At 37.3% G+C, this 26325-nt stretch carries 19 protein-coding genes; 11 read left to right on the top strand and 8 right to left on the bottom strand.

Features of this window, described 5'->3' with window-relative positions:
- Positions 1–30: 30 nt before the first annotated feature.
- The 3 genes from R3E32_23275 to R3E32_23265 all read left to right on the top strand — a co-directional run bounded on the left by R3E32_23275 (position 31) and on the right by R3E32_23265 (position 4203).
- Positions 31–963 carry a hypothetical protein gene (locus R3E32_23275; GenBank protein MEZ4887675.1) on the top strand — a complete coding sequence of 311 codons (933 nt, stop codon included), beginning with the start codon at positions 31–33 and terminating at the stop codon, positions 961–963.
- A 278-nt stretch (positions 964–1241) separates the two neighbouring features.
- A complete protein-coding gene (locus R3E32_23270) occupies positions 1242–1481 on the top strand; it encodes a hypothetical protein (GenBank protein MEZ4887674.1) in 240 nt (79 codons plus the stop codon).
- A 280-nt stretch (positions 1482–1761) separates the two neighbouring features.
- A complete protein-coding gene (locus tag R3E32_23265; protein ID MEZ4887673.1) occupies positions 1762–4203 on the top strand; it encodes a PEP/pyruvate-binding domain-containing protein in 2442 nt (813 codons plus the stop codon).
- 91 nt (positions 4204–4294) lie between these two features.
- On the opposite strand, the gene R3E32_23260 is transcribed toward R3E32_23265, so the two are convergent.
- Both R3E32_23260 and R3E32_23255 read right to left on the bottom strand, forming a co-directional pair.
- Positions 4295–4549: a hypothetical protein gene (locus R3E32_23260; GenBank protein MEZ4887672.1), complete on the bottom strand. Its 255-nt coding sequence runs from the start codon at positions 4547–4549 to the stop codon at positions 4295–4297.
- Between the two features lie 154 nt (positions 4550–4703).
- The gene (locus R3E32_23255; GenBank protein ID MEZ4887671.1) at positions 4704–5468 is read right to left on the bottom strand and encodes a papain-like cysteine protease family protein; all 765 of its coding nucleotides are present in this window, start codon (positions 5466–5468) and stop codon (positions 4704–4706) included.
- 861 nt (positions 5469–6329) lie between these two features.
- Between R3E32_23255 and R3E32_23250 the strand changes: the two genes are divergently transcribed.
- Genes R3E32_23250 through R3E32_23230 form a run of 5 tightly spaced genes read left to right on the top strand, consistent with a single transcriptional unit; the run spans position 6330 to position 13551 of the window.
- Positions 6330–7091: a hypothetical protein gene (locus tag R3E32_23250; GenBank protein ID MEZ4887670.1), complete on the top strand. Its 762-nt coding sequence runs from the start codon at positions 6330–6332 to the stop codon at positions 7089–7091.
- Positions 7069–8844, top strand: a complete 1776-nt coding sequence (locus tag R3E32_23245) for a C1 family peptidase (protein ID MEZ4887669.1) — start codon at positions 7069–7071, stop codon at positions 8842–8844. Before R3E32_23250 ends, R3E32_23245 begins: the two co-directional genes overlap by 23 nt.
- A gap of 16 nt (positions 8845–8860) precedes the next feature.
- Complete coding sequence (locus R3E32_23240; protein ID MEZ4887668.1) at positions 8861–9781, top strand: tetratricopeptide repeat protein; 921 nt, start codon at positions 8861–8863, stop codon at positions 9779–9781.
- A gap of 54 nt (positions 9782–9835) precedes the next feature.
- Positions 9836–11677, top strand: a complete 1842-nt coding sequence (locus R3E32_23235) for a caspase family protein (GenBank protein ID MEZ4887667.1) — start codon at positions 9836–9838, stop codon at positions 11675–11677.
- A 29-nt stretch (positions 11678–11706) separates the two neighbouring features.
- Complete coding sequence (locus R3E32_23230; protein MEZ4887666.1) at positions 11707–13551, top strand: caspase family protein; 1845 nt, start codon at positions 11707–11709, stop codon at positions 13549–13551.
- 197 nt (positions 13552–13748) lie between these two features.
- On the opposite strand, the gene R3E32_23225 is transcribed toward R3E32_23230, so the two are convergent.
- The gene (locus R3E32_23225; protein ID MEZ4887665.1) at positions 13749–15527 is read right to left on the bottom strand and encodes a wax ester/triacylglycerol synthase family O-acyltransferase; all 1779 of its coding nucleotides are present in this window, start codon (positions 15525–15527) and stop codon (positions 13749–13751) included.
- 326 nt (positions 15528–15853) lie between these two features.
- On the opposite strand from R3E32_23225, the gene R3E32_23220 reads away from it, so the two are divergent.
- Positions 15854–18157, top strand: a complete 2304-nt coding sequence (locus tag R3E32_23220) for a TonB-dependent receptor (protein MEZ4887664.1) — start codon at positions 15854–15856, stop codon at positions 18155–18157.
- Between the two features lie 132 nt (positions 18158–18289).
- On the opposite strand, the gene R3E32_23215 is transcribed toward R3E32_23220, so the two are convergent.
- Together R3E32_23215 and R3E32_23210 are read right to left on the bottom strand one after the other, a co-directional pair.
- On the bottom strand, positions 18290–19339 hold the full coding sequence (locus R3E32_23215) for a J domain-containing protein (GenBank protein ID MEZ4887663.1): 1050 nt from the start codon (positions 19337–19339) through the stop codon (positions 18290–18292).
- A gap of 187 nt (positions 19340–19526) precedes the next feature.
- Positions 19527–20588: an RluA family pseudouridine synthase gene (locus R3E32_23210; protein ID MEZ4887662.1), complete on the bottom strand. Its 1062-nt coding sequence runs from the start codon at positions 20586–20588 to the stop codon at positions 19527–19529.
- Between the two features lie 41 nt (positions 20589–20629).
- Between R3E32_23210 and R3E32_23205 the strand changes: the two genes are divergently transcribed.
- On the top strand, positions 20630–21718 hold the full coding sequence (locus tag R3E32_23205) for a hypothetical protein (GenBank protein ID MEZ4887661.1): 1089 nt from the start codon (positions 20630–20632) through the stop codon (positions 21716–21718).
- Between the two features lie 67 nt (positions 21719–21785).
- On the opposite strand, the gene R3E32_23200 is transcribed toward R3E32_23205, so the two are convergent.
- Positions 21786–22745, bottom strand: a complete 960-nt coding sequence (locus R3E32_23200; protein MEZ4887660.1) for a peptidoglycan-binding domain-containing protein — start codon at positions 22743–22745, stop codon at positions 21786–21788.
- A 685-nt stretch (positions 22746–23430) separates the two neighbouring features.
- The gene (locus R3E32_23195; GenBank protein ID MEZ4887659.1) at positions 23431–24129 is read right to left on the bottom strand and encodes a DUF255 domain-containing protein; all 699 of its coding nucleotides are present in this window, start codon (positions 24127–24129) and stop codon (positions 23431–23433) included.
- Positions 24130–24281: 152 nt separating this feature from the next.
- Here R3E32_23195 and R3E32_23190 point away from each other — a divergent pair, with 152 nt between their 5' ends.
- Entirely contained in the window at positions 24282–24851 is a 570-nt protein-coding gene (locus R3E32_23190) for a UbiX family flavin prenyltransferase (GenBank protein ID MEZ4887658.1), read from the top strand.
- 320 nt (positions 24852–25171) lie between these two features.
- Here the strand turns inward: R3E32_23190 and R3E32_23185 are convergent, their stop codons facing one another.
- The gene (locus tag R3E32_23185; GenBank protein MEZ4887657.1) at positions 25172–26296 is read right to left on the bottom strand and encodes a DUF255 domain-containing protein; all 1125 of its coding nucleotides are present in this window, start codon (positions 26294–26296) and stop codon (positions 25172–25174) included.
- Positions 26297–26325 lie beyond the last annotated feature (29 nt).

Below are 26325 nucleotides of genomic sequence, written 5' to 3'. Positions count from 1 at the left end.
GATACTGTTTAAATATTATTTATTTTTAACATGAAATATATTTTAACATTTTTTATTTTCAGCCTTCTATCCTTATTCCAAAAGGATACTAAACAAATTGAGGTAATTACTTATTGGAATAAAGGTGACACTCAGAAAATCGTGATAAAAGAAGGTTTTATTACCTATGAGGGCGAAGAGGTGGTAAAAAAAGAAGTCACTTCTTCTTATGCTGAAATTACTGTATTAGAACAAACCGACAGTTCTTATATCGTAGAATGGAACTACACGGAGATAGAAGTTGATCGCTTGAATGTTGAAGTAGAAGAAGACCCAATTGATCAGCGACTTGAAGAAATGTTTAACGGAATGAAATTGAGGTATCAAACGGATGAGTTTGGCGTTTTTGAATCCACGCTTAACTTAGATGAACTGCTTCAAACAGTGAATGACAGTATGGAAATGTTGGTCAAAAATGGAGAGATGGGTATAGAAGAAGGAGAAGATGCAGAAATGTTTGTTGGGTTAATGAAGGAAATCATTTTTTCAGAGGAAATGAAGAGTGAGTTTATTCGTGATATTGAGAACTATCATTTCTATCATGGAAATTCTTTTATTGCCGATACAGTAATTCATTACGAAGATGCCGTTGAAAATCAAGTGCGTGGTGAAGATATTCCTGTTAAAGGACTCGTTTCGATAAGAGTAAATAAAGAGGAAAAATCTATTTCAATTGAAGATATTAGGACATTTGATGAGGAAAAGGTAAAACAAGCAATTGGCGACGGCACTAAAAAAGTAAAGATGTCTAAAAGAAAAAAACTAATGAAAGAGGTGAAAGAAAATAGAATTGATTTGAAGGATGTAAAAAGTCATACCTATGATTATGAATTTGGATGGCTAAAATACTATGAGAAAAGCAGAACGTTTACGGGAGATAATCAACGAAAAATAGAGTTCGTGACAATTGAAGAAATTCAATAACAATTAAAATCTAAATATCTGAGGCAATACTCTATCTTGGAGCAGAACCCATAGAACAAACATTAGTTTTGAAAATTATCACAGCAGATAAACACTGCTAAACAAATTCAGACGAAAACCATTCTCAGCCTACCTACATTTTATTCCTTTTATGACGACATTTCGCTACAAATATAACTCATGATCAATTAGTTATTCCGCTTTTAAAAATAGTGTTTTATCACCAAAAAGGAAATAGCTTTGTATATTTCTTAACAGCAAAAATCAACCAAAAGCACATGGCAATATTTATAAAAAACATAGATACTTCTGAAAAATACATTCTTTTGGGAAGTGGGTATGGAATGTTTCAATCCAAAAAACCAAATTGGTTTCTAGGGAATTTGTTGGCTGATACCGAAAATGGCGATGCCAAAGTTGTATGTGCCTGCGATAAACATGGGAAGATTGTTTGGTTACATGCAGATAAAATTCAAGTCGTTGAAGTAGATGGTAAGTCACCTTCTGAATATTTTTAAATGTAAAAAAGTTAACGCAAGGAAGTCATTTAGTGAGTAAAACACACAGGACTCGTAAAGGATGTCGCAAATGAAAGCGATAGAAATGCGGTGATTTATCTGTTTATCCAGGAGGAGTTGGTGGCAGAGTATGAGCGGGAATAACTCTGTAATGAATAAAACTCCCAAAACCCAACAGCACCTTCAAAAAATGGTTTTTTCAACCCAACCCTTCACACAGCAACACTCGTCTATAAGTGGTAGAACAAGGATTAATCTCAACCGTTTTCGACATTGTGTTATGAAAAAGTCTATACTAAAAATCATTCTATTTCTTTGTTTTCCTCTCTTTTTAAATGCACAAGCCATTTACAAGGGCGATGTTCAGGATGTAGTCAATAGAAAGGCAATCGCTGGAGTGAAAGTAAGTTTATTGCATACTTCAATTGAAGGTATGAGCAATCGTTTTGGTGATTTTTTGATAAAAAACACCGAAACAGACAGCATCGAAAATCCTCTAAATACTTACCGTTTCTACAACAACTCGATGATTTGGGAAGGAGAGTTTGACATAGCCTTGGAAATTTTTTCCATCAATGGTCGCTTGGTAGATTTACAAACAAAACTTGTCAACACTGGTAGCTACCTTTTTCCCGACCTGCCTTTTGGTGTGTATGTATTGCGGGTTACTACTGCGGCTGATAGACAAAGTTTTAAGGCTTTTTCAAATGGGCAGATGACCACTATTGCAGATAAAAGAGCAGTCTGGCATCGTTCTTCTGTACCTTCAAAGGCTGACACACTACTGTTTAGCAAAGAAGGATATTATTCGAGAAGGATTCCGTTGTCAGGTAGAGATACCTCCTTGTCTATCAACCTTCTCAAAAAAACCAATGAAGAACTGCACTTCCTCAATGAGTTGATTGACCCTGTTTCGTTTGAGTTGATTAGTGGGCTTCCTTCAAGGAGCAACGATGGACAAGTGGAGTCGGTCAAAATTATGTACAATTCAAAGAGTCAGTTGATGTATTATATCAATTCTGAACTGTATGAATACCATTTCACCTTTGCTCAGGCTCAATTGGGCTTCAATCAGGGAAACAATGTCTTCAATCAAACTCAATACAGAGAAAACGAAGACCGATTTTTATACCCTGCCAATCTCAATTACTACAAACATTTGGATAAATATGTGCTGTATTTGGTGACTGCAAATGAGATGAGTTGTGAAAACATCCAACTGTTGTATGATAAGATATTGGCAACTTCATATTTGGAGGGCAAACTCTTCTTGTTTGCTAATCGGCTGGAATTCAATGAATGTGAAGTTCCCAAAATAACTTCCGAAGAACTCTACAAAGGACAAAATTACCAAGCATTGAATTTGGCGGAGAATTATGGATATTTGAACAAAGTGGAATTGAAGGATTTGGAGGACACCTATTTGGGACGACACGACATCATATTGCTCAACGGTATTCCCAATGACGTTTCTGTTGTGGCTGGCATCATCACCACAGAATTTCAAACTCCTTTGAGCCACATCAATGTATTGAGTCACAACCGAAATACCCCCAACATGGCTTTGCGGGATGGTTGGGAAAATGAGCTTTTGGATTCTTTTTTAGGAGAACTGGTTTACCTCAAAGTTCGCTCTGATTCTTTTGAAATCAGAACCGCTACGTTGGCAGAAGCAACTGCTTTCTGGGAAAAAAACGAACCGCAAAAGGTGATAGTGCTGCCAAAAAATACAAGCGTTGAAGGCTTGATTGACTTAGAAACAGCTGATTATACGTACTTGGATATCATTGGAGGAAAAGCAGCTAATTTTGCAGAAATACTCAATGTTTCCTTGAATGAAAAACCAATTCCAACACCTGAATCCTCCTTTGCGATTCCGTTTTATTACTACAATAAACACCTGAAAGATGCGGGATTAGACGTATTTATTGAAGATATGCTGCAAGATGAAGATTTCATTCAGTATCCTGCAATTCGAAAAGCAAGACTCGAAGATTTGCAGGAGCGAATTGAAGATTATCCTTTGAATCCTGTCTTGCGAAATTTGGTGAAAGATAAAATCAAGAACTTTGCAGATTTCCCTGCTTTTCGCTTTCGATCTTCTACCAATGCCGAAGATTTGGAGTCTTTTTCGGGTGCAGGTTTGTATGACTCCTATTCTGCAAAGGTGGACGATTCTAAGAAAACCATTGATAGAGCCATCAAAAAAGTATGGGCGAGTTTATGGAATTGGCGGGCATTTGAGGAGCGGAGTTACTACAAAATCGCACATACTTCTTGTGCCATGGGAATTTTGGTGCATCGCTCTTTTCCTGATGAAGATGCGAATGGAGTGGTTGTTACTAAAAACTTGTACAATTCAAATCCTGGCTTTATCATCAATGTTCAGTACAAAGAGTACAGCATCGTTTTTCCAGAACCTGGTATCCTAAATGATCAAATTATGTTGTTGACTTGGTCTATTGTTCCTGGTCAGAATTTCATGGCTGAGTACCTAACTTTTTCAAATATTCCAGAACTGAATGGTGAAACGGTGATGACCAATGAAGAGTTGATGGAATTGGGGGCTTACTGCTTGGCATTGAAGAAGTACTTTTATCAGCACGTTCCACACAATTGCAATTGTACGGAGAAAGATTTCGGGTTGGACATTGAGTTTAAAGTGGATTCTGATGTAAGTGAACGAAAGATTTACATCAAGCAAGCACGGTTTTATAAGTGATAAGGGTTATTGGATTTTGGACAAAAAAAAACGGCTGACTGGTGTAGTCTAACCGTTATTTTTTCAGTAACTTCAATTCTAGTGAATTATATCAACTCAATAAATATTTTTCAAATTTGCCGCCGAGGTCAATCAAATAACCCTGTTCGCCAGCATCAGTAGTCAATGCAAATACTTTTGAGAAACTATTTTCTTCAATGTCGTAAGTGCCTATGACTTTCACCTGATTGGGGTTTAGCATAATGCCTCCCATTCTGAGTTTATCACCTACCCAAGCAAGAGATTCTACATAACCTCTACTTTGAAGGTTGTCCATTACTTGTTCTAATGATTGTATGTTATTCATTTTGCTATCCTTTTAAAATTTTGAAAAAATTCTATTCACTCATAGAGTTTCAAAGATAATAAAAAATACGCAAAAAACAGCTGTTTTTTTTAGTAAAATGAACCGAAAAAAGTGTTTTAATTATAGTTTTAACAAAAACACACCATTTCATGGCCTATCTCTTTATCCTCACCGACCAATAAGCTTGTGTATTAGTTGCCAATGAAAGTGCATCATATTCTATTCTACCCAGTGATTGAAGGTTGCTATAACTGGGCCACGGATCCCGTACTATGATTGTTTGCACCTGTGGACCGTAAGCAGTAGGATAATAGCTGATTGCTGTCACAATCACTGCATGACCACCTTGACCTGTATTGTAGCCAATGATAACAGGTCTATTATTGCTGAGTTCTTCCACCAAAAAAGCAGGAGTTGGAGTCCCCATACCCATTTCGGCACTTACTTCATAATACTGTCCATTGTTGTCAATACTCCAATTGTTGAGGTTGGCATGAATAGTTTGGAAACTGGCTGGCCAATCAGGAAGGTTGCCCCAATAATCAGTCCCATAGGTGCGAGATACAATTTGTGACTGGGTGATATCGACTCCATAGTAGTTGAAAATCATTTGAATAGAAGCCGCCCAACACCATTGCGAATTTTCTTGAGCAGAAGCTATGTAGTTCAATTTTTCGCTGGGAATGCCTACATATTTAAGTGCACTTTCATTGGAGTTGTAATTATTGTCTTGTTCTGGTTCGGTATTGTAGTAATCTGTATCATAATAATTGTTATCGTAGGATTGTTCCTCTTGAAGTTCTAGAAGCTTTTCTTCAAGTTCTTCGAGTAGTTCAATAAGGGAGGAGTTTTGAGCATTGAGAGGATGAAAGCAGAGTGAGAGGCTGAAAAAACACCAAAATTGAAGTACTTTTCTCATAGTAGAAAGGTTTTGTTTGGTCAGATAAAAAGGTTTCCAAGATAAAAACCATAAAAATGCCCAAAAAATTCTCAATTTGTGTTTTTTCTTTTGTTAAAATGTCAGAAAAAGCGTATTTTACTCGTTGACTAATTAAAAAGTAGGAACAATAAGCGGCAACGGTAACATCCTTCAAAAGATATACATTAAGAGATAGACAGAATGAGGGTGCAGGCATTATCAAATACAAACCTCACACTTTTGGCTATTAAATTGAAGAAAAAATTGCTACAATAATCAGAAAAAAAAAGCTATTTTTGATAAAATTACAACACTTCAATTGCAAAGCCAACAAACACTAATCTATTGATAATGAATATTTTTCATTACAAAAAAATCTTTAGACTCCAATCTTTTTGACTTTTTTGGTTTGATGAAGTGAGTAAAATGCAATAATTTTGTGGGTGTTATTTAGATGTTCTTTGAAGATAATAATACAACAACCTCTCATTCAAATTAATAAGTAGTATACCATTATCAACAGTATTTTGCATTCACTACTTACAAGGACTAAAAAATAATAGGAATCAATAAGAAGTATTGCAGTGCTTAATGCTGCTGCAATGCTTTACAACAATTTATAAAAAGAGGTTTTAATGGTTTAATAAAAGTAGGAGCTGGCACTTATATGTGAAGAAATCCTATTTCGATACATAGCAACCACTCCTACTTACTTTTTTACCATGAACCGAAATAAAAAATTTATTTTTCTTAACCTTTTTAAATTAATGCCAATTATTTGTCCGAAATGCCCACTCAAATTCGTCTAATGTGATAGAAAACATTAAACCAATATTATTCAAACCTCAAAACCTTACAACAATGAGAGCAATAATTTTTGCACTATTTAGCTTATTTTTAGTAATAACCTTCACTACTACACCTACTTATGCACAGAAAAAGAAAGTCGACGAAGCCCTCGATCAATTCTTGGATACCAAATTCATGAAAAAATATATTGAAATGCGAGATGAAGCAGAACGTACGGTGATGGAATTCAAGCAAAAAGCCGACTTGTACAATCCTGCTGATGTAAAAACCGTTGAGCAAGGATATGCCCGTACCCAACGTGAGTTTGACAAGGTATTATACGAGATTAAAAAAGACCTAACCGATCCAAAAAAACGAAAATTCGTTGAGAAATTCCCCGAAATGTATGGCAACAATATGGAAGTCCAATTAGACAATCTGAATGACTTCTATGCCGAAAACTTCCAACAACCCCTGAGAGATGTGACTGGCGACGAAATTGATGGGAATCCATTATTGTTACTTATCACCGAATTGATTGGTGCTACTTCTGAATTAGTCGGAAAGTATCTTTCTCTAAAAGTTCAGTCCAAACAGTTCACTGACGGCTATTTACAAGAAAATTTTGTAGATCCTTATGAATTTAAAGATTGGAATGAAATAGGTACGGACACTAATAATGGTGGTTTTGACCAAAACGGCACCGACCAGTACAACCAAAACCAAGGCGGTTATGACAACACTGGTGGCTATGATCAAAATGGTGGGTCTGACTATAACAATACTAACGATAACTCAAATACAAATACAAATGACACGGATTGGGATTGGTAGTATCAACAGGATTCAGCCCTATTTATTCGGTATTCTGCTGATTATAAGTGTCTTTTGTTGCGACATTGCAGTGGCTCAAAGTGATGATGATGAGGGTGATTTCAAAGACTTTCCAACAGGACTTATTTTGGATACCAAAGAAGATCAAATTTATGAGTCTAAACCCCGTCGAGCACGCTACGATTCTGAGAGATTTACCGAACTTCCGCTCAAAGTAGATTTGAAACCTTATTGTCCAATGGTGGGAAATCAAGGTGAAATCAACTCTTGTGTAGGCTGGGCTACAGGGTATGGTGCTTTGACAATTCAACAAGCCATCGAGAATGGTTGGACTGACAAACGCATGATTACCAAAAATGCCCACTCGGCTTTGTTTGTCTACAATCAAATCAAAGTGGGAGATTGTGCAGGTGGCTCTCGTATTAGTGATGCCATTGAACTATTATCAAGTAAAGGGGATTGTTATGCAAGGGATTTTGACCGTGATGTCAACAACTGTCAGCGCAATCCAGAATCTACGATTCAAGAGTATGCCAAAAAGTACAAAGTTTCGGACTACATGACCCTATTCGAATCAGAAGCAGAACCAAAATTGAAGGTGCTGCGGGTCAAAGAAAGTTTGGCACAAGGCAAACCTGTGATTATTGGCTTAAACATTCGCAAGAATTTTGCACGCCTGAGAAGAGGTTCTAAGTTTTGGTGGCCAGATTTGGGGAATACTACCCCGATGGGCGGTCATGCAATGGTCGTGGTCGGTTATGATGAAGCCGAAGGTGCTTTTGAAGTAATGAACAGTTGGGGAAAAGATTGGGCTGATGATGGTTTTGTACGAATTAAGTACAAGTATTTTGCGAATAACTGCAAATATGCCTACCAATTGTTTCTCAAACCTGCTTCACAAACCAAAGTCAAAACTTTTCAGGACTATGTTGTAAAAAACGATATTGAAGATGTAGATATTCCTGTGCTTGCTCCTGAACCCCTTACAGAAGATGAGGCTGTAGAATACGAAGCAGTAGTTGCTGATTTTGAAGAACAACAAACTCCTTCTAATACTTCTGAGGGAGATATGGTTTCAGAAGAAGTTTCGTTGGAGGAAGTTTTTGATGCTGATGAAATAGTAGAAGTAGATCCTTTTGAAGAAATTGTTCCAGAAGCCATCCCTATCAGTCTTTCGGGTAGTTTTGAATTTAAGTATTTGGCAGGATTCAATCGCAATGTGCCTATTTTCAATACTGCAGAAGCTTATTTGGACGGTATGCACTATGAACTAAAGAAACAAGATTGGGAAGTCGGACAATCGTTTCAGATTTATGCCAGCAATGAGATACAGGATATGTATGTCTATATTTTTAGTATTGATGCTCAGAATATGTCCCACATACACTGGCCTCGACAAGAAGCATTGAATTCTAAGTTTGCAGGTATCAATGAGTCTGCTTTGATTACGGTAAGCGGTGCCGAAATTGTGATACCCAACAAAAATACGGCTTTAGGAATTGCAAACCCTGGCGCAGATCACCTTTGTGTGTTGTTTTCGGCTGAAAGAATTAACAATCTACCTTTCATTATCGAAAATATAAAAAATTCGTCGGGGGATATGGCTTACCGCCTACAAACTGTATTGCGAGACAGATTGATTCCTTCATCGGATATTCAATATGGTGCGGAAACGATTCATTTTGATTCTAACTCTACAAGTGGCGGTACGATTGTACCTTTGGTTCTTCGAGTAGTAGCAGAAGATTGGTAAAGAAGAAGTTTATTCAATGAAAACACTATTTTTCTCTTTTGTGGTGATTTTTATTGCTTTGCATCCTGTGTATTTGCAAGCGCAAAATGACGATGCTCAAAGTTTCTATGAGAAAGGTGTGGATGCGTATGAACAAGGTTTATACGAGGAAGCTTTGGAACATTTTATAAATGCTATCGAGTCATCAGATGAATCCAATGAAAAAAACTATACCTATATAGGAAAATCATACTATGCGCTGCAAAAATCTCCTCTGGATTCAGAAGATGAAGACATCATGGGAGAAGATACGGGTGAAGTAGAAGAAACCAAAGCGGAGAGTGATGAAGTAGATGAACAAGAAAGCAAAGTTGAGGATGAAGTCAATACTGCAAATGAAGAAGAAATTGTACAAGAAGATGATTTGGAAAACGAAGAAAAGATAACACTTGTCCCTGATTTAAACGAACAACAGCTATCCAATAAAGATATTGGAGCAGCTGTATCTGCTTTTCAGGGAGGCGTAGCTGCCTACAAACAATCTGATTTTGTGAGTGCTATTCAGTATTTCACCATCATTATTGAAGCGGATGAAGGCAATGCAGAAAAAGCTTTTAACTATAGAGGAATGTGTTACCATGCTTTGGGTGATTACGCTGCTGCAATTGCAGACTACGACCATACGATTGAATTAGAGGAAGATAGCTATATTGCTCATCACAATCGAGGCATTTCTAAACAAAATTCAAAGTTGTATAATGAAGCACTTATTGACTTCAATAAAGCCATACGCCTCAATCCATCTTATGCAAGAGCGTATGAAAGCAGAGCGGTCTTGTATTACAGAATGAGGGATTTGGAAAAAGCGATGAAAGACTGTGATAAAATATTGCAGTTGGATGCTAATAATGAGAATGCCAAACGCTTAAAAGCAAAACTGGAGCAAGAAAATAAATAATTTTACGTTTACAGGCAGTGTAATTTTGTACTGTGATTTTAAATAAAAAATGCCATGAAAAACTTACTCTTCATCATATTCTTGATGCTACTATTTGCGGTATATTCCCAAGCTCAGGGGCTATATCAGCAAGGGTTTAAGGCATATAACAATGAAGATTATAAAGATGCTATCGAATTGTTAACAAAGGTGATTGAAGCAAATGAAGGGTTTATAGATGCTGCTTATATTTATAGAGGAAAGTCCAACCAAATGCTCGGTAAAAACAACAAAGCATTGGAGGATTACAATAAAGCCATTGAAGCAAATCCCAACAATGCCACTGCCTATTTCAACCGAGGTTGTTTGCGAAATTCTTACTTGAATGATGATGGAGGATCCTTAAAAGATCTGACTATGGCAATAAAATTGGATTCAAAGTATGAACAAGCTTATTTTGAACGGGCGGCATTGAAGTATAAAATGGGCGATTTGAAAGGAGCATTGGGAGATTACAACACTATTTTGAAATATTTTAATCCCAATGATGACTTGGTAAAGAATTATATAGCAAATATTCAAAGTAAAACAGGCACAGTTGCCGATACAAAAGTTGGAGGGAATGATGCATCAAATCTTCAAAACAATGACAAAACAGTATCTGCAAAGCCTCTTATAGACTATGAAACCATCACTACAAAAATCACAAATACTGAGAATACACCTCATTCAGAAGAAAATGAAGTACACGAAGATGCCGACTTGAATGTTTTTTGGTTTAGCCCCAATCCCGATGAATTGCCCGAAAAAGGGATGTATGCTGAGGATGAAATGATGACCATTAAACTAAAAGCCCTTTCTTCTCACCCGCTTGCTGCAAACAATTTTACGATATACATCAACGGAAAACCCGCTAAATCTTCAAAATTCAACGAAGTACAACTTACAGGTGGACCGCATCACTTCACCTATATCAATACAGTCAAATTAGATCCAGAACTCAACTTTATTAAAGTAGAAGTAAAGAATGGTGCAGGCACGAAGTTTTCAGGAGAACTAAAAGTGATGTACAACCCACGCAAACCCGATTTACATGTACTTTCTATCGGTCCAAAAGCAATCAATCTAAAATATACACAAAAAGATGCCGAGAACTTTGCAGATATGTTTATTGGACAAGCAGGCCCAGAAGAAAATAAGATTTTTGCGAATGTATATGTAAGGAAATTGACAGGTGAAGCTGCAACGACTAACGAAATAAGGGGAATGTTGGAAGAATACCTATACCACCAAAATGTTCAACCCAAAGACATGATGTTGTTGTTTGTGGCCTCTCATGGTTTTATTGATGATGGTGATTTCAGGATTCAAGGAAGCGACTACAATCCGATTCGCCGTCGTTCGACTTCTATATCCTTCAAAGATGATGTAACAGCACATTTATCGACCATAGACTGTAAAAAAATAATATTCATTGATGCCTGTCATAGTGGAGGTGCCCGTGGAGATGTGATGGACATTAACGATGCTATCAAACAGGTCAGCCAAAAACAAAATATCAACCTGACACTCACTTCAAGTAGTCAAAACCAGCTCTCATATGAAGATGATAGCTGGGATAATGGTGCATTCACCAAAGCCTTGATTGACGGAATGCAACGTGGAAAAGCAGACACAAATGGAGATAAAGTGGTGACAATCAAAGAACTTTCTGACTATGTAGCTGCAAGTGTGAAAAACATGGTACGTACACTTAAAAATGAACTGCAAGAACCGTCCTTTATCAACAATGGCAGTAAAGGAGTGGGCGATAATTTACCCATATACGTAATTGAAAATTTTGCGAAAGTGCATAGTAACCAAGCCGTTGAAGTGAAAGACATAGAAATCAAATCAGAAGTAATTAAAAGACAGTAAATCAATTATTTGTACAAAAATTGAAGGTCATGAAGAACTTGCTCGCCATCTTATTCATATTGTTGATGGGCTTATCCGCCAATGCACAAAATATTTATCAACAAGGGCTGGATGCTTATAATAACGAAAAATACGATTTGGCCATTGAATTATTGACAAAGGTGATTGATGCAAACGAAGAATCCGTTGACCTTGCCTACAATTTTCGTGGAGAAGCCTATCAAATAATTGGTGATAACGAAAAGGCTTTCAGCGATTACGATAAAGCCATTGAAGTAAATCCTGATTATGCAATGCCGTATCAAAACAGAGGAATGTTGTATCAATCTTACAGATTTGATTATACGAAGGCCATGCAAGATTATAATAAGGCAATCAAATTAAATCCTAAGTCAGAACTGGCTTACTTCAACCGTGCCTCTTTAAAATGGAGAATGACAGATTTAGAAGGTGCTTTGGAGGACTACAAAAAATTATTGACAGACTTCAATCCTAATGATGGCGAAGTGAAAGGTTATGTAGCACGGATTCAGACACAACTTGGGCTACCAATCACTGTAGAAGAACCAATTGCAGAAAAAACGGTCGTAGATAATAACTCCAATAAAGAACAAGAAACGATTGCAGAAAAAACGGTCGTAGATAATAACTCCAATAAAGAACAAGAAACGATTGCAGAAAAAACGGTCGTAGATAATAACTCCAACAAAGAACAAGAAACGATTGCAGAAAAAACAGTCGTAGATAATAACTCCAACAAAGAACAAGAAACTACTTCAACTCAACCCAATCCAAATTTAAATATTTTTTGGTTAAGCCCCAATCCTGATGAATTACCCGATAAGAAAATGTTTGCTGATGATGAATTGATTACCATTAAACTCAAGGTTTATACATCTCACAAGCTAACCACCAACGATTTTACGGTATATATCAATGGATTACCTGCCAATTATAAGGCCGAAGCTCCAAAAATGACAGGAGATCAACAACTGTTTACCTACATCAATACCATCAAATTGAATCCAGAAATCAATCATATAAAAGTGAGGGTAAACAATGAAGCAGGATCGGAGTATTCTAAGGAATTAGAAGTCGTTTATTCTCAACGCAAACCCGATTTACATGTACTATCTATTGGCCCCAAGACAATCAATCTAAAATATACCGAAAAGGATGCAAATGATTTTGCAACAATATTTGAAGACCAAGGAGGAGAAGGTAATGATAAAATTTTCGCTCATGTGTATTCAAAAAAATTGACGGGAGAAAAGGCAACTACCAATGAGATTAGGGGCATGATAGAAGAATACTTATACAATCAAGACGTGCATTCCAGCGACATGATGCTGTTGTTTGTTTCTTCACATGGATTTATGGAAGGGGAAGATTTCCGAATTCATGGCAGCGATTACAATCCACTTCGCCGCCGATCCACTTCTGTGTCCTTCAAAGATGATATTACCGCTCAATTGACCTCCATAGATTGTAAAAAAATAATATTCATTGATGCTTGCCATAGCGGAGGTGCACGTGGCGATATGATGGACATCAATGATGCTATAAGGCAGGTTAGTCAGAAACAAAATATCAGTCTGACATTCACCTCAAGTAGCCAAAATCAACTATCGTATGAAGATGATACTTGGGACAATGGCGCTTTTACCAAAGCGTTAATTGATGGAATGAAGAACGGAAAAGCAGACGGAAATGGGGATAGAATTGTGACGGTAAAAGAACTTTCAGACTATGTGACTACGAGTGTGAGAGATATGGTACGTAGCCTCAAAAACGAACTACAAGAACCTTCCTTTATCAATGATGACAATAAGGGTGTAGAACGAAGTATGCCGATTTATGTGGTTGAAGAATAAATTTACATAGCAGATTTTGCAGATGGGCAGATTACTCAGATTTAGTTTCCGCATCAAGTAATCACATTCTGTTCTTAATAGCATTGCTAATTCATCGGATAAACCCAACACCGTTTCAAGTCAAAAAACATATTTTGCCATTTTATTAAAAAATTGCCTTTCAATTACCCATCTGCAAAATCCAAAAAATCTGTGATTTATTTTTTAGGAAACATCTCCAAAACCTTCCCAAATTTTATTGCAGCATTCACATCCCCTTTCACCTTCATTTTACCCTGCATAAAAGCAGCAGTACCTTTCAATTTTCCCGCAGCCATTGCCGCAAAATGCTTGTCCTTCATCGTCAAAGTACATTTTGCATCTTCAATCTGGTCTTCATAAATGCGAGGCGGTGTACTTTGCAGGTCAAAAACCCAATTTTGAGCTTGTTCGCCCGTTATTTCAAATTGATAGACATCATTTGCGGGGAATTTCATTTCTGGATTTTTCGCCACATAAGTTGCCATAAACTGAAAAATAGGTGTGATGTCAGCTAATTTATCCACGTTTGCAGCCGCTTCTTTTGCTTCATCCGAAGCCAATACTGCAGCCTCCAATTCGTTGGCACTTTCTCGCAGGTAGCGGGTAAATTTACTCATATCAGGCATGATATTGCGTGCCGAAACAGGACTCAAAGAAATCACACCGTTGTAAGACAAAACAGTAATCAACAAGCCCATACCATCCATTACTGGAGCCATACCCATGCTCGTCAACAATTGTTTACCACCCATATAAATGGGAACTTGCGGCCCTGGGACATTGGTAATGACTAAGTTAAAAACAGGATTATGCAGTTTTGATAGATTCGCTCGGCTGTACAAACGTGCTGCAGTACCTGCCAAACCAAATGGAATCAATTCACTGTATTCCACCAATGATTTTGCATTAACAGCCTGCTGCACGATTTTTCCACTTTGCGTATGCTCGTTGATGTGCTTCAAGCGTTCAATCGGATCTTCAATATCCGTTCCCAAAGGAATAAACATGGAGGAAACCTGATTACCCATCGTATTCTTTTCTTCAGTAGTACGGGTAGAAACTGGCACCATTGCTATCAAAGGTTTTTCGGGAAGCGCATCTTTTTCAAGCAAATATCTTCTCAATGCTCCTGCACAAGCCGCCAAAATCACATCATTTACAGTCGTTCCTTCAATCACATTTTTGATGGCTTTCACACGATCCAAAGACAATAGAGACGTATCCCAAATCCTATCAGCCGAAACAGGTCCATTGAGAATGGTTTTAGGAGCAGTGAAAGGAAGTGTTGGCATGGGCGCACTCCGTACTCTGGTTAGATAGCCAGCTTTAACCGTTGAAGTAGCTGTATCCAACAACAATTTGGGGAGTTTGAAGGGACGTTTTACAAAGTTCACCGCACTTCGCCTGACCAATTCTAAATCACTTGGTACAGATTCGATTTTTTTGGCAGGAGGAGGCGGAAATTTTCGAGGTTCAGGAGTCATATCATAAATGATATTGTTGATATCTACGCCCGATGCACCATCAATTGCAGCATGGTGTATTTTGCTGAGAATCGCCACCGAACCTGGAGGCACTTGTGGAATATTGTTGATTCCTTCAATGAATACTACTTCCCATAGTGGGCGATTGCGGTTCAAGGGCTGACTGAACAAGCGAGAGGCTAATTTTCGGAGTTGTTTCCAGTCACCTGGCTGAGGAAGGGCCGTATGGTGTAAGTGCCAATCCAAATTGAAGTTGGGATCATCAATCCAATAAGGATAGTCCAAGCTCAATGGAACTTGAACAAGACGTTGGGTAAAGGAGGGAACAAGGTGCAATCGTGAGCGGATAACCTCACGAAAGGTTTCAAATTCAAGCGAACCTTCAATGATGGCCAATCCTCCAACGTGCATGGGAGCATTGGGTGTTTCGAGATATAGGAAAGATGCGTCTAAGCCTGTTAATGCGTGCATAAAAAATGAAAATAAAATGAGAATAAATCAAAAATGCCCGAATTTGGCTTCAATTGTAGCAGCCGTAAAAATAAGGTAGCATTTTTACAAAAATACCTTCTTTTTCCTCATTTGTCACATATATCTAGCTTTTTGTGGCTTCAAAAATGGTTTTGTTCTATTTTAATGTGTTTCACAAATGATAGCATTGTCAAATATCTTGCGAGCCTTATAATTTCTTAACATTCATTAAGTGAATATCCAACCAAATTTCCCTAATCTTGCATCTATTTTTTGGAGGACGCAGGTTGACGCTTATTCCCTCTAACCACAAACATTTGAATTTCATGCAAAAAATACTACGACCCTACATTTTTATCCTATTATTGACTTTGATGAGTATACCTTCATTGTTGAAGGCGCAAGGTGGAGACGGCATTATCAGGGGTTTTGTTTACGATGAAGAATCGGGCGAACCAATGATCTTTAACAATGTCTTTTTGGAAGGAACTACTTATGGCGCCGCAACCGACATCAATGGTTTTTTCAGTATCAATAAAGTCCCAGAAGGCACTTACATGCTTATGAGTACCGCCCTTGGATATGATACCACAAAAGTTGAAGTGACGTTGAGGGCCAACCAAATCCTCAATGAAAAACTATTCATTTCCAAAGGCAATATTATGCTGGATGTTTTTGAAGTAGGTGCAGCCAAACAAGAGGCACAGACAGAAGTACGTACTTCTGTTATTAAAATCACCCCAAAACAAATCACCAAAATTCCTGCTATTGGAGGAGATCCCGACTTGGCGCAGTATTTACAAGTATTGCCTGGAGTAGTTTTTACGGGAGATCAAGGTGGACAATTGTATATTAGGGGAGGTTCACAGATTCAAACAAGGGTCTTATTAGATGGTATTACCATTTACAATCCCTTTCACTCCATCGGTTTGTTCTCTGTTTTTGAAACCGACCTTATCAAAAACGTGGAGGTAATGACAGGTGGCTTCAATGCTGAATACAGTGGTCGAATATCGGCGGTGATAGATGTGACGACAAAAGACGGTAACAAAAACCGCCATACAGGTAAAATTGCCTCCAATACTTTTTTGAGCAAAGCCATTCTGGAAGGACCTTTGATGAAATTGAAGGAAGGAGGAGTCGGAGTGAGTGCTTCTTATATCCTCTCGCTCAAAACGTCTTATTTGGATAAAACTTCAAAAACCTTTTATTCTTACATTGACACAGCGGGTCTGCCTTACACCTTCACCGATATTTACGGAAAGGTATCCTTCAATACCGATAATGGTAGCAAATTCAATATTTCAGGCTTTCGATTTGGAGACGATGCCAAGTTTGCAGAACAGTCGGATTTTAGTTGGGATGCTACGGGCGTAGGTTCTACATTTGTATTGATTCCAGGCCAATCCAAAATGATTTTGGATGGTTTCTTGTCTGTGTCTGATTACAATATCGGCTTGGTAGAAGCCGATGGGCAACCTCGCAAAAGTTCTATTGGGGGCTTCAATGGAGGTATCAACTTCAATTATTTTTTGCCCAATAGCAGCGACTTGACCTATGGTATTGAAGTGAGTGGGTATTCTACCACATTTGAATTTATCAATCCTTTGGGCTTCAAAATTGAAGAAAATCAGAATACGACCGAGATTGGTGGCTATTTAAAATACAAGGCAAATATCAAAGAAAAATTGGTGATAGAACCCAGTATTCGGGTGAATTATTATGCTTCGGCAGCCCAGTTCAAATTTGAGCCACGCTTTGGATTGAAGTACAATGCAACGAGCGACCTACGCTTCAAATTGGCGGGTGGAGTTTATACACAAAATTTTATGAGCACAAAGTCCGACCGTGATGTGGTGAACTTGTTTACTGGATTTTTGTCTGCACCCGAAACTGCCATTTTTGATACAGAAGGAAATCGGGCAAGCGACAATTTGCAGGCTGCAGTTCATGCCATTGGAGGAGTCGAATTCGATCTCACCAGAAATTTGTCTTTGAATGTGGAAGGATACTACAAAGATTTCACCCAATTGACGAATGTGAACCGCAATAAATTGTTTGGCAATGATCCCAATTACATCATCGAAACAGGAAGTGCTACTGGGGTAGATTTTTTGTTGAAATACGATCACAAGAATCTATTTCTGTGGCTGGTGTACTCGCTAAGTGAGGTAACAAGAGATGATGGCACACAAATCTACAATCCTCACTTTGACCGCCGCCACAACCTCAATTTCCTAAGTAGTTACGGTTTTGGAAAAAATACAGATTGGGAAGTGAGTTTGCGGTGGAATTATGGTTCAGGTTTTCCTTTCACTCAAACACAAGGTTTCTACGAAGACCTCAATTTTTTGAGTACGGGTATTGACGTAAACATTACAGAAGAAAATGGTAATCTTGGAATTATATTCGATGATCAACTGAATGGCGGTCGTTTGCCAGACTATCACCGTTTGGATTTGTCTTTGAAGAAGCAGTTTTCAGTGGGGGTAAATTCTATCTTAGAATTATCGGGAAGTGTCACCAATATTTACGACCGACGAAATATATTTTACTTTGACCGTGTTCGGTACGACCGAATCAATCAGCTACCAATTTTACCAAGTTTTGGAGCATCTTTTACTTTCTGATAAAAATTGAGCTTCGACTTCGGAAGTTTGCCTCCTAAAGAATCAAGAGGCTATGTTACTAATTGTAAATCTTTTATAAAAAACTTCCGAAGTCTTTCTTTATCAGCCCAAAGAGGCTAACACCACTCATTGCTAAAGTCCAAACATATCCTTAAACATTTTTTGTAAATCTTTGGTGTCCATATCTCCAAAAAAGTCATCGTCGTCATCGTACTCATCATCTTCGTCATCAAACTCATCAAAAAACATCGAAAGATCAGGTATCAGGCCTGCTTTGATTAGCATTTCATTGGTAAGCGTTCCTTTCTTCAACAATTCTTCCATGACTCCTTTCACTGCGATCAGTTGCTCAACTGCACTTTCCATTTGCTCCTTCATATCCGCCACAAAATCAACGCCATATTTTTTAGCGCGGGTAGCTTCTCGGTGCATTTCACCCGCATCTGAAGCCCTCAAATCTTTTGTTTCTGCTTTCACTCGGTTCAACTGCCCTTCTAATAAATCCAGTTCAATAGCTGCTTTTGAAATTTCTTGGTCGAGTAAACTCACAATCGCCGATTCGTCAATTTCATTGTTCACCTCCTCTTTTTGATAATCGGCATATTGAGCTTCCATATCCAATAAGGTCAGAATATCATTGCGTTCATAAGCAGTATTGATTCGCTGCATAATCTTGTGAAAACGATCTGCTTCCTGCGGCGTGCTTGCTTTGTCGGGGTGAAATCTCGCTGCAAGTTTGATAAATACCTTGCGAATACTCCTCTGCTCTTCTTTGGGTGTTTCGGCTCTAAATTGCTCAAAGAAGGCAAAACGTCCTCCCCTTCCTTCATATTCACTTTCATCCCCTCCTTCAAAATCTTCCATATTGGGAACAGTATCATCAAGTTCCCCCAGTTCTTTGAAAAGTTCTTTGGCTTGCGCTCGGCTTTCTTTATCCACTTTTTTTGAAGCCATTATTTTCTTCAACAATGCCAATAGTTCTTCACGAAGAGCCTTCATTTTTTCTTGATTTTGCAGCATTTCATTGGCTATGTTTTGCTGCAATTTGGTAATGCCTTTTTGAAGGTTAGTGAGGCGTGTAGTGCTGCGCTTCAACTGTGTTTTGGTTTTCTTCAACTGCTTTTTCAGATCATTCAATTCACGTTCTTTTCGAATGCTGAGAGGGGTTTTGGATAATTTCATCGAGTCAATTCTGTATTTTAATTTTTAATAAACCTTTAACAACGAAGATAGAGAAAATGTTATATCTGTTGGCAAAATCAATAAATTGTTGGTAAATTTTGCTGAATTTTATTGTAAATGAGGTTGTGTGATTAATCTAGATGGTTCTTAATCGTTACTGTGAGTTTTTGTTTATTTCTTGGGAAAATTACAACTTCACACCGTTCATGTACTTCCGCCATTTTTCAATCACACCCAACATATCCTCAGGCAATTCCGATTCAAAATACAGTTCCTTTTTAGTTGTTGGATGGACAAAACCTAAAACTTTGGCATGAAGTGAATGTCTGGTGATGATTTTAAAAGCATTGTCTACAAACTGTCGGTATTTGGTATAAACCGTACCTTTGATAATTTTATCACCTCCATACGCTACATCATTGAAGAGCGGATGTCCGAGCCACTTAAAATGTACCCGAATCTGATGCGTCCTTCCAGTTTCCAAGCGACATTCCACCAAAGTCACATACCCAAATCTTTCTAAGACTTTGTAATGCGTTACCGCATGTTTGCCCCTATCTCCTTCTGGAAAAACGTCCATCACCTGTCGATAGCGCAAATTGCGCCCTACATTTCCTGTAATCGTACCTTCTTCCTCCTTCAAATCGCCCCACACCAACGCATGGTACCGACGAACTACTGTATGGTCAAAAAACTGTTTGGCGAGATGAGTCATCGCAAAATCGGTTTTAGCAATCACCATCAAACCCGTTGTATCTTTATCAATCCGATGCACCAGTCCAGGCCGCCTCATTCCTTCAATTCCTTTTTCATTGACAGGTAAATGCTCAAAATGATGTAACAATCCATGTACCAAAGTACCTGTATAGTTCCCACTACCAGGATGTACTACCAATCCAGCAGGTTTGTTCACAATCATCAATTCTGTATCTTCATATACAATGTTCAAAGGCATGTCTTCAGGTTCAATCTCATAGCGTCCCATTGGTTTGGGCATCACAATTTTTATCTCATCGTTTGGATTGATTTTGTAATTGGACTTCACCGCCTTCCCATTAACGAGCAAACACTCCGCCTTAGCAGCATTTTGAATCTTGGTGCGACTACTAATCCCAGTTTGTTGAAAAACAAACTTGTCTATTCTGATTGGAGTCTGTCCTGGATCTACTTTTAGGACATAATGTTCATAAAGATGTTCTTCTTCTTGGTTATCTTCGTCCGTCTGATTATTTTGAAACTCGTCACTCATTGAAGGGTTAATTTATTTTTGAATTTACAAAATTACACATAATGCAGCGTTTATACTATTCTTTGCCTACAATACTCCTCTTTCTGCTTCAACCTGCTTTTTCGCAAGTGAATGAGGATGTGTTCAATACAGAAGCAGACAAATCTCAACAAAACACTGATTTAAGAAATGTAGAAGATGCTTTTCGCATTATGTTCTACAATGTCGAAAATCTATTTGACACCCGTGATGATAGCCTCAAAAACGATGAGGATTTCACCCCAAGAGGTATCAAAGGTTGGGGAAGTCGAAAATATTATACCAAACTACAAAATATTTACCGAACCATTATTGGTGTTGGAGGATGGGAACCACCTGCTGTGATAGGTTTGTGCGAAATTGAAAATCGCTTTGTCTTACAAGAACTTATAGTCCGAACGCCCTTGCGAAAATTGGATTACGACATTATACACGAAGAATCGCCTGACCGCCGAGGGATTGACGTTGCGATGCTCTACCGCACAAGTAAATTTGAACCCATTGGCCACAAAGCCATTACTATAAAATTTCCGTTTGATATTGACTCCAAAACAAGGGATATTCTCTATGTAAAGGGAATTGTATTAGGTGAAGATACGGTTCATCTTTTTGTCAATCATTGGCCTTCCCGATTTGGTGGCCATATCGAAACAGACCCTAAACGAAATTTTGTGGCTTCAGTATTACGACAAACGGTAGATTCTATTTACCAAACAGATAGCGAAGCAAATATTGTGATTATGGGCGACCTAAACGATTCACTCAATGACGAAAGTGTTTTGAAGATATTGAATGCTAAAAAAGATACTTCCAATCTGGCTTCTAATGATTTATTCAATTTAATGGCGGCTTTAGAACAAGCAGGAAAAGGTACACATAAACACGAAAATCATTGGGGAATTTTAGACCAAATAATTGTTTCTGCACCCTTACTTCAACGAAAAAAGGGACTTCAAATTCAAAACCAAGCAGCAATGATTTATGAAGGTTCGTTTTTGGTAGAACCAGAAGACAAAAAACTGGGTGTGCGTCCTTTTCGTACCTATTACGGTGCGCAGTATACGGGTGGATACAGCGATCATTTACCCGTTTATTTAGATTTGGTGTACTAAATTATTGAACAAAAAAAGCCTGCTATTCAAAGAATAACAGGCTTTTGTATTAATTATAGTCGCATATTTATTTCAAACCCAATGCTCTCATCGTTTCCATATTCACTTGACCAATTGGAAGGCCATTGTCTTTTTGGAATTGTGTAAGAGCTTGTTTTGTTTTCGCACCCATCACATTGTCAATCGGACCTGGATCGTATCCTCTTGAACGCAATGCTTGTTGGATAGCAGAAACAGTCGCAGCATTCATGTCTGTTTCACATACTACTTCTACCCATTCTGTGAACCCACCTTCTTTTACCAATTTACGAGTAGTTACGGTGCTGTATTCAGCAGGGATTTCTACTTCATTAGTAGTAGCAGGAGAAGCCAATACTTGCTTAGTTACATTTCTGTATTCAGCAGGAACTTCTCTTTCTTGTGTAGCCGCAGGAGATTGAACTACTGCTTTGGTGATGGTTTTGTACTCAGCAGGAATCGGTGCTTCTGTAGTAGTCGCAGGCGATTTCAATACTTGACGTGTTACGGTTTTGTATTGAGCAGGAATTTCAGTCAAACACCATACTTTACAATCTTCTGGATTTTGTGACAAGCAGTTTGCATCTGCTCTTCCTTTTGTCCATTTTGTAGTTGCTGGTTGTACCAAAATTTGTTCTGTAACAGTTTCATATGTTGGCGGAACATACTCCAAACGTGAAGATGCTTCTTTTACCAACAATTCTTCGGTAACAGTTGTAAATTGAGCAGGAACAATTTCCAATACTCGGTATGCTTCTTTTACTAAAATTTGCTCTTCTGCAGTTTGATATACAGCTGGAACAATTTCAATTCTTGAAGAAGCTTCTTTCAAAAGAACTTGCTCAGTAACAGTCTCATACTGATCTGGAACTAAACACTTAGCATAACATTTGCCAGGCTGAGCATTAGAAGGCAAGTCACCTGCTTCTTGTGCGGTAGCAAGGTTAGTTAGCAGCAAACAGACTGCCATACAAGAAAATACTGAAAATAACTGTTTGAGATTTCTCATAATCTGGAAAAAATTTAAGTTGTTAAACAATAATAGCTAAAAGAATTAAACCTAATTATGTCAAATACTCGCCAACAAAATTAAGCATTTTTTAATCATTTCAAGCCTTATCAAATGTTTTTTTGACTTGTATTGTATAATTGAAAAAATTACTCGGTTTGTATAAAGTATTTTAAATCTTATTTATTTTTACTAAAAGGCAGATTATAAATATTTTGCAAGACAATTTATTGTGTAAAAAACACTTTTTAGCTTAACTACTCTTTTAATACCAATACAACCATTAAGTAATAATGGGTATTCTATCGTTATTTCGAAAAAGCAAATGCAAAAATAAATAAATAGAATATAAAAAAAGAATTATTTGCCTACTGACTTTTAGAGCTTGCTTAAATTGGTTGGATTACTTTGTTTCTTTCTTAAAATATCATGCCATTGTAAAATTTTACAAAGTCTTACAAAGTTTATTAGACTCCAATTGCATTATTTTAGTCACATTTTATTTATTTTTTCAATTTTATTATTTCTAAAGCTATTGGGGATGGATTCTCAATATAAGGCAGACTGGGTGTACTTTCGAACTATTTTCAGTATTACTCTCACAAATACATAATGACATTACAAGATAATAAAAAAGCTACTTTGAGGTAAACAAAGTAGCTTTTTTATTATAATTTTTCTGGGATTAATATTTCTTTTCTGTTAATCGTTTCTTTCCTTGTTTATCTTTCCATTCTTTTTGCAGTGGGGAAATATACAACTGATTGAATATGCCCCAATCATGAGTTAAATAGTGGTTCTCTCCAAAAAAATGTAGCAATTTATCCATAACCACTGGGTTTTGAAAGCCTTTTACTGGCTGAGGATTATTTGCTTTCTCATCCAAAAATACTACTGAAGGATAACTTAGTTGTCCTCTTGTTAGATATACACTAAACATATTGTAGCCTCTCTCTACTTGGCTTTCATAGTTAAAATCACGACCACGAAAGTTGATAGTTTCGCGAGTTTCGGCATCAAATTTAACGGGGTAAAAGTTTTCATTGATGTATTGAGCAATTACAGGATGTTTGAATGTTGCCTTCTCCATTCTTTCACACCATACACACCATTCGGTATATAAATCTACTATAATTTTCCTAGGCTCAACTTTTTGTAATTCCATAGCTTCCTGCCAAGTAAGCCAATTGACGACCTCTGGCTTTTCGGTGATTTGACGAAGATAGTGTTTGTAAATAACACTTTGATTGGTGTCAGAAGCCAAAGTTTCTGTTGCATCTGTAGTAGATTCAACTTTAACTTCACCTTTCGAAATTCCGTCATTTATACTAGTAAACGAGGAACACAATGCAAAAACCACTACGAAGAGGAACATTCTTTTCATACAACAACAACTTTTTTCAGTTGGTTATAAACCAATCTGGTATGGAGGCAAATAACAATAATAAAATAGAAAGTAAACTTTACGGTCGCAAGATAGTTATTTTTGATATTTTCTTAAACAGATTTTTAGATAATTTTTTTAAAAAAAATAGTATGGGTAAAAAAATAGTCGTGGCAATCACAGGAGCAAGTGGATCTATATATGCAAAAATATTATTAGACAAACTTTTATTATATGGTAATCAATTGGAAGCTGTAGGTGTTGTGATGTCTTCTAACGCAAAAAGCGTTTGGGAATTTGAGCTAGATAATTCTGATTTTGATCAATACCCATTCGATTTTTACGAAAAAAATAATTTTTACGTGCCATTTGCCTCTGGTTCGGCAAAATATGGTGAAATGATTGTTTGTCCTTGTTCGATGGGAACGATGAGTCGAATAGCACATGGCATATCTAATGATCTTATTACAAGAGCAGCAGATGTAATACTGAAAGAACGACGCAAGTTGATATTGGTGGTGCGAGATACTCCTTACAGTTTGATACACATCAACAACATGAAAACAATAACCGAAGTAGGCGGAATTATTTGTCCGGCAAGTCCTTCTTTCTACAGTAAACCTGCTACATTTGAAGATTTAGCAGCGACTGTTGTAGATAGGGTATTGGACTTAGCAGGATTTGAAAATTTGGATACTTATAGATGGAAGGAAAAAGAATAGCAAATAGAGAAGACCATAAACAAAAAAAGGCGAGTATCCCACAACGCACCGCTCGACAGAACCCTCCTTGCTGCGATCAAGCCCTGGGGAATTAGGTAAAGGAGCTGGTCTTGTGAGACTCGCCGACTGCAAAGATAATAATGTTTTATTATCCAACCATACTTTTTTATCTAAATTTTCAATTGATGTAAAATTACCACACTTCTTTTACTCTCATAAAATTCTCACCTTCAATTTTTTCCATAAAAAAAGCTGCAATGAATTCTTTTTAAAGAACCCATTGCAGCTTAAGTTTTAATGCTTTTTATCGTACGAAAAGGTTATCTGGATGCAGATTCGAAGGATTGATTGTACAGACTCCAATCCATTTCCTTGTAATAATTTTCTCCGAAGTATTGTAGTAACCGATTCATCATCCCAATATTTTGAAAACCTTTGATAGGCTGAGGGTTGTTGACCGTTTCATCTAAAAATACAATGGAAGGGTAAGTCAATTTGCCTCTTGTCAAATACAGACTGAACAAGTTATAGCCTTTATTACCATCTTGAATGTAGCCAAATTTTTGCCCCTTGAAAAATACTTCTTCACGAGTCTCAGCATTGAATTTTACAGCATAAAAATTTTCATTGATGTACTGAATAATCGCTGGATCTTGAAAAGTTGATTTATCCATTTTCACACACCATGTACACCAATCTGTATATAATTCTACCATGACTTTTCGAGGTGATTGAGCATTTTTTCTCATCGCTTCATCCCAAGTCATCCAATTAATAGACGTATGAGCAGTTGAAGAACTTGCTATATTGTCTATCAAAGATTGCATCCCTGTTGTTTTGGCTTTATCTGTTTTGTGATTAATCATATCTAATATAGAAGCAGGCTCTGCAATAGGGACATTGTCTTTTTTTACATTGCGTTGCTTTGCCATATAACTGGTACTTATCAATTGCAGATTGTTTTGTCCTTTCACAGGTTCTAAAGATTTTACTTCTTGAGCCTGTGATCTTACAACAATAGCACTTGGAGTTGGATTAGAAGGACGTATTTCTTTTGTAGAAGGACCAATAGAAGGTTGAATTGTAGTAGTAATTTTTGGCTCAGGTTGGATAGTTACTTCTTCTTTTTTTGCAGGAAGAAACTCATATCCAATTGATTGTACAGTATTCTTTTTTTCTGCTTTATCATCTTCCATTGGAGTAATGGTATTGTTATCTTCCTGAGGTCTAATTACGGTTTCCTCTGAAGGGCCTATACTTGATGCAGGGCCGATTGTAATTTCCTTTTTTTCACTTTTTGCGTTCCCGTCATTTTTTGTAGATCCATCATTGTTATTGACAGTAAACGACATACAAATAAAGCAGTAAAAAGTAATCAATATAAAAGTCAATACATTCTTTGTCTTAGAATGAACTTTGTTGAGGCTTGTAACACTAACTTGCATGGGCTTGTTTTTATTTGGGTGTTAAAAAA

The sequence above is a fragment of the Chitinophagales bacterium genome, assembly GCA_041392475.1.
In the GTDB taxonomy this organism is placed as follows: domain Bacteria; phylum Bacteroidota; class Bacteroidia; order Chitinophagales; family UBA2359; genus JAUHXA01.
Note: the sequence above shows the minus strand (reverse complement) of the source record. Positions and strands in the feature narration are given on the sequence as shown.

Bases quoted from the DNA above. Each gene is read 5' to 3' on its own strand.
- R3E32_23210 (MEZ4887662.1), bottom strand. From the start codon at position 20,588: ATGAGTGACGAGTTTCAAAATAATCAGACGGACGAAGATAACCAAGAA.
- R3E32_23225 (MEZ4887665.1), bottom strand. From the start codon at position 15,527: ATGCACGCATTAACAGGCTTAGACGCATCTTTCCTATATCTCGAAACA.
- R3E32_23275 (MEZ4887675.1), top strand. From the start codon at position 31: ATGAAATATATTTTAACATTTTTTATTTTCAGCCTTCTATCCTTATTC.
- R3E32_23230 (MEZ4887666.1), top strand. From the start codon at position 11,707: ATGAAGAACTTGCTCGCCATCTTATTCATATTGTTGATGGGCTTATCC.
- R3E32_23190 (MEZ4887658.1), top strand. From the start codon at position 24,282: ATGGGTAAAAAAATAGTCGTGGCAATCACAGGAGCAAGTGGATCTATA.
- R3E32_23220 (MEZ4887664.1), top strand. From the start codon at position 15,854: ATGCAAAAAATACTACGACCCTACATTTTTATCCTATTATTGACTTTG.
- R3E32_23235 (MEZ4887667.1), top strand. From the start codon at position 9,836: ATGAAAAACTTACTCTTCATCATATTCTTGATGCTACTATTTGCGGTA.
- R3E32_23245 (MEZ4887669.1), top strand. From the start codon at position 7,069: ATGACACGGATTGGGATTGGTAGTATCAACAGGATTCAGCCCTATTTA.
- R3E32_23260 (MEZ4887672.1), bottom strand. From the start codon at position 4,549: ATGAATAACATACAATCATTAGAACAAGTAATGGACAACCTTCAAAGT.
- R3E32_23195 (MEZ4887659.1), bottom strand. From the start codon at position 24,129: ATGAAAAGAATGTTCCTCTTCGTAGTGGTTTTTGCATTGTGTTCCTCG.
- R3E32_23250 (MEZ4887670.1), top strand. From the start codon at position 6,330: ATGAGAGCAATAATTTTTGCACTATTTAGCTTATTTTTAGTAATAACC.
- R3E32_23215 (MEZ4887663.1), bottom strand. From the start codon at position 19,339: ATGAAATTATCCAAAACCCCTCTCAGCATTCGAAAAGAACGTGAATTG.
- R3E32_23205 (MEZ4887661.1), top strand. From the start codon at position 20,630: ATGCAGCGTTTATACTATTCTTTGCCTACAATACTCCTCTTTCTGCTT.
- R3E32_23240 (MEZ4887668.1), top strand. From the start codon at position 8,861: ATGAAAACACTATTTTTCTCTTTTGTGGTGATTTTTATTGCTTTGCAT.
- R3E32_23200 (MEZ4887660.1), bottom strand. From the start codon at position 22,745: ATGAGAAATCTCAAACAGTTATTTTCAGTATTTTCTTGTATGGCAGTC.
- R3E32_23265 (MEZ4887673.1), top strand. From the start codon at position 1,762: ATGAAAAAGTCTATACTAAAAATCATTCTATTTCTTTGTTTTCCTCTC.
- R3E32_23270 (MEZ4887674.1), top strand. From the start codon at position 1,242: ATGGCAATATTTATAAAAAACATAGATACTTCTGAAAAATACATTCTT.
- R3E32_23255 (MEZ4887671.1), bottom strand. From the start codon at position 5,468: ATGAGAAAAGTACTTCAATTTTGGTGTTTTTTCAGCCTCTCACTCTGC.
- R3E32_23185 (MEZ4887657.1), bottom strand. From the start codon at position 26,296: ATGCAAGTTAGTGTTACAAGCCTCAACAAAGTTCATTCTAAGACAAAG.